We start from the raw sequence: 14,425 nt of genomic DNA on the forward strand, positions 1-14,425 counted from the left end.
CCGCGACTTTCAACCACTGCCTAAACCATGCACTTGCCGTGTTGGATGTGATACTCAAACTCTTCACGGAAATGCTTAATAAAACTTGCTACTGGCATCGCCGCAGCGTCACCCAGTGCACAAATTGTATGACCTTCAATTTTGGCAGAAACATCCATCAACAAATCCAGATCTTCTGGACGTCCATGGCCGTGTTCAATGCGGTGAACAACGCGAGCCAGCCAGCCGGTACCTTCACGGCAAGGCGTGCACTGACCGCATGACTCTTCAAAGTAGAAGTGCGCAATGCGCGCCAGTACCTTGACCATACAAGTCGTGTCATCCATCACAATCACCGAACCTGCACCCAACATGGAGCCAGACTTGCCGATGGAGTCATAGTCCATCTTCGTCTGCATCATGATGTGCCCAGGCACTACTGGCGTAGAGGACCCACCAGGAATAACAGCTTTAAGTTTGCGACCACCACGAACACCGCCGGCCATCTCCAACAGTTCAGAGAAAGGCGTGCCCATCCCGACTTCATAGTTGCCCGGCTTGTTCACGTGACCTGAAACAGAAAACAACTTGGTGCCACCACTGCCTGGCACACCCAAGTCAGCAAACCACTGACCGCCGTTGCGCATAATGTACGGGATGGACGACAACGTCTCAGTGTTATTGATGGTTGTCGGACGACCATACAAACCGTAACTTGCAGGGAACGGTGGCTTGAAGCGCGGCTGGCCTTTTTTGCCTTCGATAGATTCGATCAGTGCGGTTTCTTCGCCGCAAACGTAAGCACCACCACCCAGGTGGACTTCCAGATCGAAATCAATACCGCTGCCCATGATGTTTTTGCCCAACAAGCCGGCAGCACGCGCATCTTCGATCGCCTGCTGGAAACGCTCATAAGGTTCCCAAAATTCACCACGAATGTAGTTGTATCCACGGGTTGCACCAATAGTGTAACCAGCGATCGCCATGCCTTCGACCAGCGCATGCGGGTTATAACGCAAAATATCGCGATCTTTAAACGTCCCTGGCTCGCCTTCGTCAGAATTACAAACGATATACTTTTGGCCAGAGGCGTTGCGAGGCATAAAGCTCCACTTCAACCCGGTTGGAAAACCTGCGCCCCCGCGACCACGAATGACCGACGTTTTCACTTCATTGATAATATCTTCCGCAGAAGTTTTTTCGCGCAGAATTTTCTTCCATGCTTCGTATCCGCCTGTGCTCTGGTATGTCTGCAGAGTCCAGGGTTTGTCTAGGTGGAGCGTACTAAAACAAACTTCGTTAGCCATAGGAATTATCTTGTTTGTTAATCCAGAGAATCGAGAATTTCATCAACCTTTGCAGGTGTCAGATTCTCATAATATTTACGGCCAATTTGGAACATCGGTGCACCACCACAAGCCCCAAGACACTCCACTTCCTTCAAGGAAAAACGGCCATCTGCCGTGATCTCGCCAAATCCTTTAACGCCTAATTTGTTCTTCAAATGCGAAACGATCTGATCGGAACCACACAACATGCAAGACACGTTGGTGCAAACACAGATTTTATGTTTACCAACCGGCTTGCGCTCGTACATCGAATAGAAGGTCGCCACTTCGTATACGGAAACCTTGGGCATATCCAAGTACTCGGCGACCGCATCCATCAAGTCATTGGTCAACCAACCCGCGTTGGCATCCTGCACAATTCGAAGTGCCGCCATTACCGCTGACTGCTTCTGGTCAGCTGGATACTTGGCAACCCAGATATCAATTTCCGCACGAGAGTCGGAATCAATCAGATGCAATTTTGTGTCAGACATTAGCGATCTACTTCCCCAAATACAATGTCCTGTGTACCGATAATCGCCACCACATCAGCAAGCATATGGCCACGCGACATTTCATCGGTAGCTGCAAGGTGCGGATAACCCGGCGCGCGAATTTTTAGACGATACGGTTTGTTCGCACCGTCAGAAACGATGTAACAACCAAATTCACCCTTGGGGTGCTCTACCGCTGCATAGGCCTCGCCCTCAGGCAAGCAATAACCTTCGGTAAACAGTTTAAAGTGGTGAATCAGCGACTCCATATCACCCTTCATGTGTTCGCGCGAAGGTGGCGTCACTTTATGATCTGCCAACATCACCGGACCCGGATTTTTACGCAGCCACTCGATACACTGTTTGATGATGCGATTGGACTGACGCATTTCTTCAACACGAACCAGATAGCGATCGTAAGTATCACCGGTCACGCCGACTGGAATATCAAAATCAAGTCTGTCGTACACTTCGTAGGGCTGTTTCTTACGCAAATCCCATTCGATACCCGAACCACGCAACATCGGGCCGGTAAAGCCCAACTGCAGTGCGCGCTCTGGCGTAACAACCGCAATGCCCACAGTACGCTGTTTCCAAATACGGTTATCCGTTAACAGCGTTTCGTATTCATCGACGTAGACAGGGAAACGATTGGTGAAATCTTCCAGGAAATCCAGCAAGGAACCTTGGCGATTCTCATTTTTCTTGGCAACTTCACGCGCACTGTGCCACTTGGATGGCTCATACAAAGGCATGCGTTCGGGCAAATCACGATACACACCACCAGGACGGTAATAGGTCGCATGCATGCGCGCACCAGACACTGCTTCATAGGCATCCAGCAAATCTTCACGTTCGCGGAAAGCGTACAAAAACACTGTCATGGCACCGATGTCCATGGCGTGCGCACCGATCCACATCAGGTGATTCAGAATTCGGGTAATTTCATCAAACATCACACGAATGTATTGCGCGCGAATCGGCGCTTCTACGCCCAGCATTTTTTCAAGCGCCAGCACATAACCGTGTTCGTTGCTCATCATCGACACGTAGTCCAAACGATCCATGTAACCAATGCTTTGGTTATAGGGTTTGGTTTCGGCTAATTTTTCCGTGCCGCGATGCAGCAAACCAATGTGCGGGTCGGCGCGCTCAATGATCTCACCATCCATCTCCAATACCAGGCGTAATACACCGTGTGCGGAAGGATGCTGAGGACCAAAGTTCAGCGTATAGTTTTTGATTTCAGACATATTGACTACGCCTCCCCTTCTGCCTTGGTTGCCGTCCGCTGATCATCGCGGATAACGCGCGGCACCAACGTGCGAGTCTGGAGATTGACAGGTTCATAAACAACGCGTTTTTTGTCTTCACAGTAACGCACTTCTACATGGCCACCCAACGGGAAGTCCTTACGGAACGGATGACCGATAAAACCATAGTCGGTGAGAATTCTGCGCAAGTCAGGATGGCCATCAAAAATGATTCCATACATGTCGAACGCTTCGCGCTCATACCAGTTCGCCACATTCCATACATCAACAACCGAAGCAACCAATGGTTCATTTTCATCAACAAACGTGCGCACCCGCAGACGTTGATTGTTCGCGTACGAAATCAGGTGCAGCACAACAGCAAAACGAGGACGTGTCCACTTATGGCGTTTGCTGGAACCCACCGCCCGACCACGACTAAATCCGGTCTCTGTCGCGGACTCTGTCGACCACTCGGTTTCACCGTAGGTGAGATAATCCACACCGCACAGATCAATCAATTGCTCAAAACCAAATTGTTTTTGATCGCGCAGCGCAAAGCAAACTTTTAAAAAATTCTCGTTCGCCACTTCAATCGTCAACTCGCCCTGCGGTGACAGGACACAACTGGTCAGCTGATTACCAAAGTATGCTTTCAGTTCGTTCTGCAAGTTTTCCATGTTCAATCCGAATTAGGTGCGAGCAATGGTATTGGTGCGCTTAATCTTGTTCTGCAACTGGATAACTCCGTACAGAAACGCTTCAGCCGTCGGCGGGCATCCTGGAACATAAATGTCCACAGGAACGATCCGATCACAACCACGAACAACAGAATACGAGTAGTGGTAATAACCACCACCGTTCGCGCAGGAACCCATGGAGATAACCCAACGCGGCTCGGACATCTGATCGTAAACTTTGCGCAGTGCAGGAGCCATTTTATTCACCAGCGTACCTGCAACCACCATCACGTCAGACTGACGCGGACTAGGGCGGAAGATAACACCGAAACGATCAAGGTCATAGCGGGACGCACCAGCGTGCATCATCTCCACTGCGCAGCAAGCCAGACCAAACGTCATCGGCCACAGTGAACCCGTCCGAGCCCAGTTGATTAGCTTGTCAGCCGAAGTGGTAACAATGCTTTTCTCAAGAACGCCTTCTATTCCCATTCCAAGGCCCCCTTCTTCCACTCATAAATAAAGCCAATAACCAGGATCAACAGGAAAATCACCATCGACCAATAGCCGAACCAACCAAGGTCATTCAGCACGACGGCCCACGGAAACAGAAACGCAATTTCCAAATCGAAAATAATGAACAGAATTGCCACCAGATAGAAACGCACGTCGAATTTCATGCGCGAATCGTCAAAGGCTTCAAATCCGCATTCGTATGCAGACAGCTTCTCTTTATCTGGACGATTAGGCGCTGCCAACATGCTTAACGCAACCGGCACCGCTCCAAAAATGACACCCAGAACCAAGAAAACCAATATTGGCAGGTAATTTTCTAGCACGTTCCCCCCAACAAACTCTGCCGCTATCCCGGCATAATCTTTGCTGAAATTAATTTGATGACAAATAACCTAGTATTGATCTCAATTTTGCAGAGTTCGCAGTCTAGGGTTGGCATTTACACATGTCAAGCCGAGACCCTGACCGCTAACTCAAGCAATCAAACGCTTAACACTTGAAAACTAATTATTATTATTTTTTTACTTGCAACAAATTTGGTACCGACGGCCGGATTTGAACCGGCACGGGTTGCCCCACCACCCCCTCAAGATGGCGTGTCTACCAATTTCACCACGTCGGCATAAACGTTTCTAAACGGGGCGCCACTCTTTAATTTGGTGGCACATCACTGACTGGCGCATCTTGCGGCACAACAGGAACATCTGCAGCAGCCGGCGCACTCACCGTTACTCGCTCCATAACACTTGCCGCCTCACCATCGCCAGAGGTCGCCAAATAGGCCAGGGCCAAGCTGGTAATAAAAAAGCTTGTCGCCAATACCGCAGTGGTGCGAGACAAAAAGTTACCGGATCCTGTCGAACCAAACACCGTTTGTGACGCACCCGCGCCAAACGCTGCCCCCATGTCCGCGCCCTTACCCTGCTGCAACAAAACCAACGCAACCAGAGCAACTGAAATAATCACGTGTATAACTAAAAGAACTGCATCCATCTGTTATCACCCTGCCGCACGGCAGATTGTCAAAAATTCTTCGGCCTGCAGTGAGGCGCCGCCCACCAAGCCGCCATCAATATCCGGCTGAGCCATCAGCTCTGCCGCATTCGAACCTTTCATGCTGCCGCCGTAAAGAATACGTACTTTAGCCGCCAGTTCTGCATCCTGTTTTTCTATCCAATGACGGATAAATGCATGTACCGCCTGCGCCTGTTCAGGCGTGGCAGTCATGCCGGTACCGATTGCCCACACAGGTTCGTAAGCAATAACCGCTTTATTCAATGCCTTGACGCCAGAGTACAGGGCAACCGCCGCCAGCTGTTTCTCTACCACAGCCTCGGTCATGCTGGACTCACGCTCATCCAAGGTCTCGCCCACACATAGAATGGGCACCAGACCATCACGCTGAGCCGCTGCAAATTTCTGCGCAACCATGCTATCCGTTTCACCGTACAGCGAACGGCGTTCGGAGTGACCGACAAGCACGTAGTGGCAGCCCACATCTTTAAGCATCGCCCCGGAAACCTCGCCCGTATAGGCGCCCACTTCCTCAACAGCGACGTCCTGCGCACCAACAGCGATGTTCGAACCCGACACTATCTCGGCGACTAGTGGAATGTATACAAATGGGGAACAAACAGCAACTTCTGCGGAACCATTCGCTGCTTTTCCGCTCAAAAGACCATCTAGCAGCGCCTTAATACTGGCGCTATTGCCGTTCATCTTCCAGTTTCCAGCCACCAGCGGTTTACGCATTTCCAATTCCCCTTACATCCAAAAGCCAGCAAGTTTACCGGCTAAATTTTAAAAAGACAATATTGACTAAGTTAGCGATTTTCTTACAACTTCTGCCAACTCATTAGCCAGCGCATCGACTTTCACCGGATTGCTCCCCTCGACCATCACCCGAATCAGCGGTTCGGTTCCCGAGGCACGCAACAACACCCGCCCCTTACCCGCCAATTTTTGCTCTGCATCTTCGACAGCTTTGCGTATCGCCTCATTGGCCATCACATCCTGACGCTTGGCAATTTTGACATTGACCATCACCTGGGGATATTTGCGCATTCCAGATTTGAGCTCATACAAACTCTTGCCCGAATCCATAACAGCTTCCAGAACCTGCAGTGACGCCACAACCCCGTCACCCGTGGTAGTGCGATCCAGACAAATCAAATGCCCCGACGATTCGCCACCCAGCGACCAACCAGTCGCCTTGAGCTGCTCAATCACGTAGCGGTCGCCCACCTGGGCACGCACAAACGGAACATCATTCTGTGCCAGCGCTTCTTCCAGACCAAAGTTGCTCATCAGGGTTCCAACCACACCACCCTTGAGCTCGCCGCGCGTCATTCGCGACTGAGCAATGATGTAGAGCAACTCATCACCATCAAGCACTTCACCCTTGTGATCCACCATAATGACGCGATCACCATCACCGTCAAATGCGATACCCAAGTCCGCTTTGCGCTTTAGCACTTCTTCCTGCAACAGCGTAGGCTTGGTGGAGCCACAACCCTCATTAATGTTCAAACCATCGGGCGTGACACCGATGGCATACACATCCGCACCAAGCTCGGTAAACACGCTGGGTGCCACGTGATAAGTTGCACCATGGGCGCAATCGATAACAATTTTCAAACCTTTTAGCGAGAACGAAATGGGAACCGTACTTTTACAAAACTCGATGTATCGTCCGCCCGCATCGATAACGCGCACTGCCTTGCCCAGCTCACCGGAATCCACCGTGGTCATGGTATTTTCCAGCTCAGCTTCAATTGCGAGCTCAACCTCATCAGGCAGTTTGGTGCCATCCCCGGAGAAAAATTTAATGCCGTTGTCATAGTACGGATTGTGTGACGCACTAATCACGATTCCAGCATCACAATGCAGAGTACGCGTCAGATAGGCAATCGCCGGCGTTGGCATCGGCCCCAATAATTTGATGTTCACACCTGCTGAAGAAAGACCTGCCTGCAAAGCGGACTCAAACATATAACCGGAAATACGAGTATCTTTGCCGATAACCACTTTACGACGACCTTCGCGCGCAAGCACCTTGCCCGCAGCCCAGCCCAGACGCATCACAAATTCAGCATTGATTGGCGCCTGGCCCACAAGACCACGAATGCCGTCTGTCCCAAAGTATTTCCTGCTCAACGCACGTCTCCTTCATTTTCCATCGCCAACACGGCGGAACACACCGCCAGTGCCTGTACTGTTTCCTGAACATCATGTGCGCGCACCAAACGCGCACCGCGCATGACCAGCATCACCGCTGCAGCCACACTGGGAATCAATCGCTGTTCAACCGACAAATTCATCAACTGACCAAACATGGATTTACGCGAGATCCCGACCAAAACCGGCAACCCCAACGCCACCACCGCATCAATATTCCGCAACAAACTCAGGTTATGTTGCAGATTTTTACCAAATCCGAATCCGGGATCAAGCAATATACGCGAGCGCGCAATGCCTGCCTGCTCGCAAACAGCCACTCTGTCGATTAAAAAATCATTGACCTCGCGAACCACATCCTCATAAGCCGGCGCAAGTTGCATACTGCGCGGCTGACCCTGCATGTGCATCAGACAGACATAGGCACCGGTTGCCGCTGCTGCCGCAACCGCACCCGGTTCACGCAGCGCACGCACATCATTGATCAACACCGCTCCGGCAGCAACCGCCGCCGTCATGACTTCAGGTTTACTGGTATCAACCGACACCGCCACATCAAATTCAGCAGTCAACGACTCAATAACCGGAATAACTCTGTCCAGTTCCTGAGACAACGAAACCTCTTGCGCTCCCGGACGCGTGGACTCGCCACCCACATCAATGACGTAGGCGCCGTCTTGTAGCATTTTTTGAGCTTGAAAGAGTGCCGAATCAGCGGCAAAAAATTTACCCCCGTCTGAAAAAGAATCGGGGGTAACATTGAGAATGCCCATCACGCGGGGCGAACTCAAATCCAGAGTTCGCCCGTTGGCAATTGTATTTCTCATAGATCAGGATTGATTAACGGGATTTCCTACGTCGCCCTGATCATTCTTGGGCGCACTCGAACGGGCCTGCGGCTCGCCTTCCTGCGCATCACCAGGACGTACATCCAAATCTGACTCATCCCAATCACTAGGAGGGCCAGGCGGCAACCCCTTCATGATCTTGTCAATCTGACCGCGATCAATCGTTTCGTACTGCATCAACGCCTCGGACATGGCATGCAGCTTATCCAGATGCTCAGCCAGAATCTTGGTCGAACGCGCGTAGTTGCGATCGATAATCGCACGAACTTCTTCATCGATGATGTGTGCAGTCTCGTCAGAAACATTCTTGTGCTGCGTCATCTGCCGGCCCAAAAATACTTCGCCTTCCTCTTCTGCATACGTCAACGGCCCCAAGCGCTCGGACAAGCCCCACTTGGTCACCATGTTCCGTGCGATGTCGGTGGTCCGTTGAATATCGTTGGAAGCACCGGTAGTCACTTTTTCGCGACCAAACACCATCTCTTCCGCAATACGGCCACCAAACAAGCTGGAGATGTTGCTTTCCAGTTTCTGCTTGCTGTAGCTGTACTTGTCTTCCTCAGGCAGGAACATCGTCACACCCAGCGCACGGCCACGCGGAATAATGCTCACCTTGTAGACAGGATCATGCTCAGGAACCATCAGACCGACAATTGCATGCCCCGCCTCGTGATAAGCCGTCAGACGTTTTTCGTCCTCACTCATCACCATGGAGCGGCGCTCTGCACCCATCATGATTTTATCTTTGGCACGCTCAAAATCCTGCATGGTCACCAACTTGTGATTGCCACGCGCAGCAAACAGCGCCGCCTCGTTCACCAGGTTGGCCAGATCGGCACCGGAGAAACCGGGGGTGCCACGCGCGATTACCTTTGGCTTCACATCTTCAGCCAATGGCACCTTGCGCATATGTACTTTCAGAATCTGCTCGCGACCACGAACATCGGGCAGCGGCACAGTCACCTGGCGGTCAAAACGACCAGGACGCAGCAGCGCAGGGTCCAGTACGTCAGGACGGTTGGTGGCTGCGATAACGATAATGCCTTCGTTACCCTCAAAACCATCCATCTCGACCAGCAATTGGTTCAGCGTTTGCTCGCGTTCATCGTGACCACCACCCAAGCCAGCGCCACGGTGACGACCAACCGCATCGATCTCATCGATGAAGATGATACAGGGTGCGTGCTTCTTCGCTTGCTCGAACATGTCACGAACACGCGATGCACCCACACCGACGAACATTTCCACGAAGTCAGAACCGGAAATGGTAAAGAACGGCACCTTCGCTTCACCGGCAATGGCTTTTGCCAGCAGCGTCTTACCAGTACCGGGAGGACCAACCATCAGCACGCCGCGCGGAATCTTGCCACCCAGCTTCTGGAATTTGCTGGGGTCGCGCAGGAACTCAACCAGTTCCGCCACTTCTTCTTTGGCTTCTTCAGCGCCGGCAACATCATTAAATGTCACCTTGACCTGATCTTCGCCCAGCATGCGCGCCTTACTCTTGCCAAACGACATGGCACCACGACCACCGGCACCGCCCTGCATCTGGCGCATAAAGAACACCCAGACCCCAATCAACAACAGCATCGGGAACCAGGAAATGAAGATCTGCATCAACAGACCTTGCTGCTCAGGTGGCTTAACATCAATAACAACGCCGCTATCCAGCAGGTCACCAATCAGGCCGGGGTCACCGGGGCTGTAGGTGCGGAAACGCTCGCCGTTCTGGCGAATTCCCTGAATTTCACGTCCTTCGATCAATACCCGCTGAACATCACGATTTTTCACATCTTGGATAAACTGCGAATACTCCAAGGGACGTGTCCCTGCTTGCCGAGGTGAAAAACTACTAAACACCGACATCAGCACGATGGCGATTACCACCCACAGAATGATGTTTTTAACCATCTCGTTCAAAATTCGCCCCTCATTCAATTGGCTATGTCTGTCACACCGCTGACCACAACAGAATTCTGGCGGACAACATGCAAACTATCATCTGACAACATTACTACAGCAACAACGACTAAACAATGCGGTTTTTGCCCAATATATAGAACTCGCGGCTCTCAGACCGTGACGAGTCGGGCTTTCGAGTCAATAACTTAGCAAATGCCTGCTGTACATCCTTACGGTATTGATCCATTCCTTCGCCCTGAAATACCTTGACCAGCATGTCGCCCCCTGGCCGCAATACCTGCTTGGAAAAGTCCAGGACCAGCTCCGCCAAATGCATCGCCCGCGCCTGGTCCGCACTCTTGACGCCACTTAAGTTGGGGGCGATATCGGAAATTACAACATCGACTTGCTCGCCGTCCAAAACCTCAAGCAATTGGTCATACACCGCCTGCTCACGGAAATCGCCCTGAATAAACACCACATCCTCAAACGGGTCCATCGGCAAAATGTCCATGGCCACCAAGGTACCGCTATCGCCGATCAGGCGAGAAACCACCTGCACCCAGCCACCCGGTGCCGCGCCCAGGTCAACCACCCGCATTCCCGGCCGGAACAACCTGTCTTTTTCCTGTATTTCCAGCAACTTATAGGCAGCACGACTGCGATAGCCGTCTTTTTGCGCCTGCTGCACGTAGACATCGCTCACGTGCCGCTGCATCCAGTTACTGTTTTTCTTCTTCGCCACGCTTTACCGCCAATACCTTTTCAACCCTTTTTACCCGCAACACCAACCACGCCGCCGACACCACCCCATATCCCGCCAGGATGAGCAACTGCCAATCCTCGTCGGTCGTCAAATGAGGATGCCAGGCAAACAACACCACGCCAAGGATCAAAATAATGGCCAATTCCACCTTGACGGCATTAAAAGGGCTGGCGGCAACGGTGAAACCTTCGTCGTTTTGCGTTAGACTACGCTCTTTTTCGCGATCCACGGAAACCCCATGAAACTTACTGGTAAACAAACTCAATTCTTGCGCAGCTTAGCTCACCCACTCAAACCCGTGGTCATGATCGGCGACAAAGGATTAACCGAAAACGTTCTTGCCGAAATTGAAGGTGCGCTTGACTACCACGAACTGATCAAAATAAAAGTGCCGGCTGGCGATAAAGACACCAAATCGGCACTGATTGAAGCCATCTGCAAGCAAACCAAAGCTGCACACGCCCAGACCATCGGCCGTATTGTCGTGCTTTTCCGCAGCTCAGAAAAGAAAAAAATCACCCTGCCCTAACAACTAAATGTGGCCACCGATCGCCGAGCGCGGTCGGTTGACCTCACTTTTACGCAATCCCGCCCATACCAGCACCACACCGCCCAGACTGGTCAGCATATACATCACCGACGAAACGCCGTGCATCATGCCGAACTGCTTGGCCGCTTCACTGCCGGGCAACAATCCTTGCGATTTCAACTCTGCCATCATCGGCTGCACCACAAACAAACTCGCCATTGCCAATGACCACATCACCAGCAAGACCCAGAATCGCCACTGCGCAAATACGCTGCGCCCCAGGCGACCGATCAGCAACAGCAACAACACCAAACCGATAACGCTGCCGGCGATAAAAATCACGCCAAACATGTTACCCGCCAGCATTCCGGCCAACTTGCGATCATCCAGCGTTTTAAACAACACTGGTGCTGCAATGTAACCCACGCCAACCATACTTCCTGTCCACAATGCCAAAAGCAATTGTTCCAATCGTTTAACGCTGTTACCGAACATTGTGCGAAGCCCTCAATTATGCCAACGCATCCAAACCACGTTGTAAATCAGCCTTTAAATCTTCCAGCCCTTCAAGGCCAACAGAAATACGAATCAAACCTTCAGAAATTCCCGCCTGCGCACGCGCCTCATCGGTTAACCGACCGTGCGTTGTCGTTGCGGGATGAGTAATCGTCGACTTGGTATCACCCAGGTTTGCCGTAATCGAAATCAATCGCGTTGAATCAATAAACTTCCACGCCGCCTCACGCCCGCCCTGCAGTTCAAACGCCACAATACCACCAAAATGCGACTGCTGCTTTTTGGCCAGCTCATGCTGCGCATGCGATGGCAAACCAGGATAGTACACGCGCTTGATCAACGCGCTTTTTTCCAGCCACTGCGCCAACGCCAACGCACTGTCGCAATGTGCACGCATGCGCAGCGACAACGTTTCCAGGCCCTTCAAAAACACCCACGCATTGAATGGGCTCATACTTGGGCCGGCAGTGCGTAAAAATCCGTACACTGGCTCCATCAATTCGTTACTGCCAACAACCGCGCCACCGATGCAGCGTCCCTGACCATCAATATATTTGGTCGCAGAATGGACCACGATATCGGCACCAAGTTCCAACGGCTTTTGCAGTGCTGGCGTACAAAAACAGTTATCCACCACCAACAAACAACCGTGTTTCTTGGCGATTGCCGCCAAACCGCGCAAATCACCAATTTCTGTCAACGGATTGGATGGCGTTTCAACAAACAACATTTTGGTCTTGGGCGTAATCGCCGCTTCCCACGCCTGCAAATCGGTTAGTGGCACATACGTGGTGTCCACCCCAAATTTTTTGAAGTAGGCATTAAACAGCATGACGGTTGAACCAAAAATCGCACGCGAAGAAACGATGTGATCACCGCTCTGCAAAATCGCCATGCCCGTCGCCAAAATCGCTGCCATACCAGAAGCCGTGGCCACGCAACGCTCACCGCCCTCCAGTGCCGCCAAACGCTGTTCAAACGTGCGCACCGTGGGATTGGTGAAGCGCGAATAAATATTGCCCGGCTCCTGCCCCTGAAAACGCGCCGCCGCCTGTGCCGCATTGGCGTAAACATAACTGGACGTCGGGAAAATCGGCTCCCCCTGCTCCAGCTCATTGGTGCGTACATGACCTGCGCGCACGGCCAACGTTTCAAATTCTTCCCACTCACCTACCATTTTGGCACCACCTTCAAAAAAACCTGGGCACAAAAAAACCCGCTTCACAGCCAAAGCAGGTTACCCTCAACTTTAGCCGCATTTATTAGGCGCCCGCAATCAGAGACAAATCGGCGCCAACCTCATTTGTGCACACTGTAGTTTTTGCTGCCCTGCTTGTCAATCGTCCCTATTATGGAAGGCGGGGCAAACGGCTTCGATCAAAATTCCAACAATCTGAAAATAAATACTTTTTTGGCCTTGCAATCAAAAAGCTACATGGTACTATAGCGCCACATTTGATGCGGGGTGGAGCAGCCTGGTAGCTCGTCGGGCTCATAACCCGAAGGTCGTTGGTTCAAATCCAGCCCCCGCTACCAATACAAAAAGCCGACTTTTATAAGTCGGCTTTTTTCTTTTTCAGCCCGGCAAAATCTTTTTCAACATTCCCTTGGCGGGTTCCTTGCAATCTGACTTTTCCGTGATAGTATACCGTCCATCTGATGCGGGGTGGAGCAGCCTGGTAGCTCGTCGGGCTCATAACCCGAAGGTCGTTGGTTCAAATCCAGCCCCCGCTACCAACTTTAAAACTGGTCTGATGCATCAGCCATTCGACCAGCGAGATTGCCAGTGAGTTCTTTTGAATTCACTGGCAAATCCTCAAAAACTTCCAAGCCAAAATATTTCAACCAATAGCAGCCAGCTAGTTTGGTCTTTTCCCTATTCTGCGCCCTGGACCACCCAAAGCGGAAAATATACACTCCCAATAGGGATCATCATGGGATGGGATCGAGAAAACTGCCTAAGCAACTGCCAAAAACCGAGGTGCGCAAATGTCATATACCATCCTTGGCCTTATTTTTGACATCGTCGGTGCGTGGCTGCTCGCCTACGAATTTTTATGGGGCTACCACAAAAGGCAGCTAGCGAAAGTCGCTCAAATAAGACTTGAACAGCAACAATTTTATTTTGAAATGCTGAAAGCCAACATCGATAAAGTTCATTCACCACCATTTCCGAAAGAAGATATTGAAAAAAGCAAGGCGGTAATTGATGCCAACTGGCTGCCTATGATCAAAAAAAACCAGGATATTGTGTTAGATGCAAGCGAACAGCACCAAGACAAAGCGATAATTGCAGCAGTACTGGGCATATCACTGTTAACAGCGGGCTTTTTGTTACAAATAGTTGGCGCAGCCTCGTAGCTCCGATTAGCGCAGCGTAATCGGAGGCATGGAGGTTCATTTCATGCGTACGAATACGCTACCGCTATTCGTACCT

Annotated in this window: 17 protein-coding genes and 3 tRNA genes; 4 read left to right on the forward strand and 16 right to left on the reverse strand. The window is 51.4% G+C overall.

From position 1 onward, the window contains the following. Positions 1-20: 20 nt before the first annotated feature. The 14 genes from nuoF to OEW58_03725 all read right to left on the reverse strand — a co-directional run bounded on the left by nuoF (position 21) and on the right by OEW58_03725 (position 11,172). Complete coding sequence (nuoF, locus tag OEW58_03660; GenBank protein MDH5300440.1) at positions 21-1,286, reverse strand: NADH-quinone oxidoreductase subunit NuoF; 1,266 nt, start codon at positions 1,284-1,286, stop codon at positions 21-23. A 17-nt stretch (positions 1,287-1,303) separates the two neighbouring features. Next, on the reverse strand, positions 1,304-1,801 hold the full coding sequence (gene nuoE, locus OEW58_03665; GenBank protein MDH5300441.1) for an NADH-quinone oxidoreductase subunit NuoE: 498 nt from the start codon (positions 1,799-1,801) through the stop codon (positions 1,304-1,306). After that, a complete protein-coding gene (locus OEW58_03670) occupies positions 1,801-3,054 on the reverse strand; it encodes an NADH-quinone oxidoreductase subunit D (GenBank protein MDH5300442.1) in 1,254 nt (417 codons plus the stop codon). The genes nuoE and OEW58_03670 overlap by 1 nt, the downstream gene beginning before the upstream one ends. A 5-nt stretch (positions 3,055-3,059) precedes the next feature. Next, the gene (locus OEW58_03675) at positions 3,060-3,734 is read right to left on the reverse strand and encodes an NADH-quinone oxidoreductase subunit C (GenBank protein ID MDH5300443.1); all 675 of its coding nucleotides are present in this window, start codon (positions 3,732-3,734) and stop codon (positions 3,060-3,062) included. Between the two features lie 12 nt (positions 3,735-3,746). Continuing rightward, positions 3,747-4,226 (reverse strand): NADH-quinone oxidoreductase subunit B, encoded by a 480-nt coding sequence (locus OEW58_03680; protein MDH5300444.1) that lies wholly within the window; start codon positions 4,224-4,226, stop codon positions 3,747-3,749. Further along, positions 4,217-4,573, reverse strand: coding sequence for an NADH-quinone oxidoreductase subunit A (locus tag OEW58_03685; protein MDH5300445.1), 357 nt, complete (start codon positions 4,571-4,573; stop codon positions 4,217-4,219). The genes OEW58_03680 and OEW58_03685 overlap by 10 nt, the downstream gene beginning before the upstream one ends. A 214-nt stretch (positions 4,574-4,787) precedes the next feature. After that, positions 4,788-4,872: transfer RNA gene (locus OEW58_03690), tRNA-Leu, on the reverse strand. A 29-nt stretch (positions 4,873-4,901) separates the two neighbouring features. Further along, positions 4,902-5,243, reverse strand: coding sequence for a preprotein translocase subunit SecG (gene secG, locus OEW58_03695; GenBank protein ID MDH5300446.1), 342 nt, complete (start codon positions 5,241-5,243; stop codon positions 4,902-4,904). 6 nt (positions 5,244-5,249) lie between these two features. Beyond that, positions 5,250-6,002 (reverse strand): triose-phosphate isomerase, encoded by a 753-nt coding sequence (tpiA, locus tag OEW58_03700; GenBank protein MDH5300447.1) that lies wholly within the window; start codon positions 6,000-6,002, stop codon positions 5,250-5,252. A 66-nt stretch (positions 6,003-6,068) separates the two neighbouring features. Continuing rightward, positions 6,069-7,406 carry a phosphoglucosamine mutase gene (glmM, locus tag OEW58_03705; protein MDH5300448.1) on the reverse strand — a complete coding sequence of 446 codons (1,338 nt, stop codon included), beginning with the start codon at positions 7,404-7,406 and terminating at the stop codon, positions 6,069-6,071. Beyond that, positions 7,403-8,254, reverse strand: a complete 852-nt coding sequence (folP, locus tag OEW58_03710) for a dihydropteroate synthase (GenBank protein ID MDH5300449.1) — start codon at positions 8,252-8,254, stop codon at positions 7,403-7,405. Before folP ends, glmM begins: the two co-directional genes overlap by 4 nt. Positions 8,255-8,257: 3 nt before the next feature. Then, positions 8,258-10,186, reverse strand: coding sequence for an ATP-dependent zinc metalloprotease FtsH (ftsH, locus tag OEW58_03715; GenBank protein MDH5300450.1), 1,929 nt, complete (start codon positions 10,184-10,186; stop codon positions 8,258-8,260). Between the two features lie 118 nt (positions 10,187-10,304). Continuing rightward, the gene (rlmE, locus tag OEW58_03720; protein ID MDH5300451.1) at positions 10,305-10,922 is read right to left on the reverse strand and encodes a 23S rRNA (uridine(2552)-2'-O)-methyltransferase RlmE; all 618 of its coding nucleotides are present in this window, start codon (positions 10,920-10,922) and stop codon (positions 10,305-10,307) included. After that, positions 10,900-11,172 (reverse strand): hypothetical protein, encoded by a 273-nt coding sequence (locus tag OEW58_03725; GenBank protein MDH5300452.1) that lies wholly within the window; start codon positions 11,170-11,172, stop codon positions 10,900-10,902. Before OEW58_03725 ends, rlmE begins: the two co-directional genes overlap by 23 nt. Before the next feature lie 9 nt (positions 11,173-11,181). Between OEW58_03725 and yhbY the strand changes: the two genes are divergently transcribed. Continuing rightward, the gene (gene yhbY / locus OEW58_03730) at positions 11,182-11,472 is read left to right on the forward strand and encodes a ribosome assembly RNA-binding protein YhbY (GenBank protein ID MDH5300453.1); all 291 of its coding nucleotides are present in this window, start codon (positions 11,182-11,184) and stop codon (positions 11,470-11,472) included. Positions 11,473-11,475: 3 nt separating this feature from the next. Here the strand turns inward: yhbY and OEW58_03735 are convergent, their stop codons facing one another. Further along, a complete protein-coding gene (locus OEW58_03735) occupies positions 11,476-11,967 on the reverse strand; it encodes a DUF4149 domain-containing protein (GenBank protein ID MDH5300454.1) in 492 nt (163 codons plus the stop codon). Positions 11,968-11,983: 16 nt separating this feature from the next. Next, complete coding sequence (locus tag OEW58_03740) at positions 11,984-13,165, reverse strand: O-succinylhomoserine sulfhydrylase (protein ID MDH5300455.1); 1,182 nt, start codon at positions 13,163-13,165, stop codon at positions 11,984-11,986. Between the two features lie 282 nt (positions 13,166-13,447). Between OEW58_03740 and OEW58_03745 the strand changes: the two genes are divergently transcribed. The 3 genes from OEW58_03745 to OEW58_03755 all read left to right on the forward strand — a co-directional run bounded on the left by OEW58_03745 (position 13,448) and on the right by OEW58_03755 (position 14,349). Next, positions 13,448-13,524 (forward strand) — tRNA-Met (locus OEW58_03745). A gap of 124 nt (positions 13,525-13,648) precedes the next feature. Next, a tRNA-Met gene (locus OEW58_03750) sits at positions 13,649-13,725 on the forward strand. A 252-nt stretch (positions 13,726-13,977) separates the two neighbouring features. Next, entirely contained in the window at positions 13,978-14,349 is a 372-nt protein-coding gene (locus tag OEW58_03755) for a hypothetical protein (GenBank protein MDH5300456.1), read from the forward strand. The last annotated feature ends 76 nt before the right edge of the window (positions 14,350-14,425 follow it).

Source organism: Gammaproteobacteria bacterium (assembly GCA_029884425.1).
GTDB lineage: Bacteria > Pseudomonadota > Gammaproteobacteria > S012-40 > S012-40 > JAOUHV01.

What these genes read in the sequence shown, in the direction of transcription:
- yhbY (MDH5300453.1), top strand. Translation starts at nt 11,182, where the DNA reads ATGAAACTTACTGGTAAACAAACTCAATTCTTGCGCAGCTTAGCTCAC.
- OEW58_03735 (MDH5300454.1), bottom strand. Translation starts at nt 11,967, where the DNA reads ATGTTCGGTAACAGCGTTAAACGATTGGAACAATTGCTTTTGGCATTG.
- OEW58_03680 (MDH5300444.1), bottom strand. Translation starts at nt 4,226, where the DNA reads ATGGGAATAGAAGGCGTTCTTGAGAAAAGCATTGTTACCACTTCGGCT.
- folP (MDH5300449.1), bottom strand. Translation starts at nt 8,254, where the DNA reads ATGAGAAATACAATTGCCAACGGGCGAACTCTGGATTTGAGTTCGCCC.
- ftsH (MDH5300450.1), bottom strand. Translation starts at nt 10,186, where the DNA reads ATGGTTAAAAACATCATTCTGTGGGTGGTAATCGCCATCGTGCTGATG.
- OEW58_03740 (MDH5300455.1), bottom strand. Translation starts at nt 13,165, where the DNA reads ATGGTAGGTGAGTGGGAAGAATTTGAAACGTTGGCCGTGCGCGCAGGT.
- nuoF (MDH5300440.1), bottom strand. Translation starts at nt 1,286, where the DNA reads ATGGCTAACGAAGTTTGTTTTAGTACGCTCCACCTAGACAAACCCTGG.
- nuoE (MDH5300441.1), bottom strand. Translation starts at nt 1,801, where the DNA reads ATGTCTGACACAAAATTGCATCTGATTGATTCCGACTCTCGTGCGGAA.
- OEW58_03670 (MDH5300442.1), bottom strand. Translation starts at nt 3,054, where the DNA reads ATGTCTGAAATCAAAAACTATACGCTGAACTTTGGTCCTCAGCATCCT.
- secG (MDH5300446.1), bottom strand. Translation starts at nt 5,243, where the DNA reads ATGGATGCAGTTCTTTTAGTTATACACGTGATTATTTCAGTTGCTCTG.
- OEW58_03755 (MDH5300456.1), top strand. Translation starts at nt 13,978, where the DNA reads ATGTCATATACCATCCTTGGCCTTATTTTTGACATCGTCGGTGCGTGG.
- OEW58_03675 (MDH5300443.1), bottom strand. Translation starts at nt 3,734, where the DNA reads ATGGAAAACTTGCAGAACGAACTGAAAGCATACTTTGGTAATCAGCTG.
- tpiA (MDH5300447.1), bottom strand. Translation starts at nt 6,002, where the DNA reads ATGCGTAAACCGCTGGTGGCTGGAAACTGGAAGATGAACGGCAATAGC.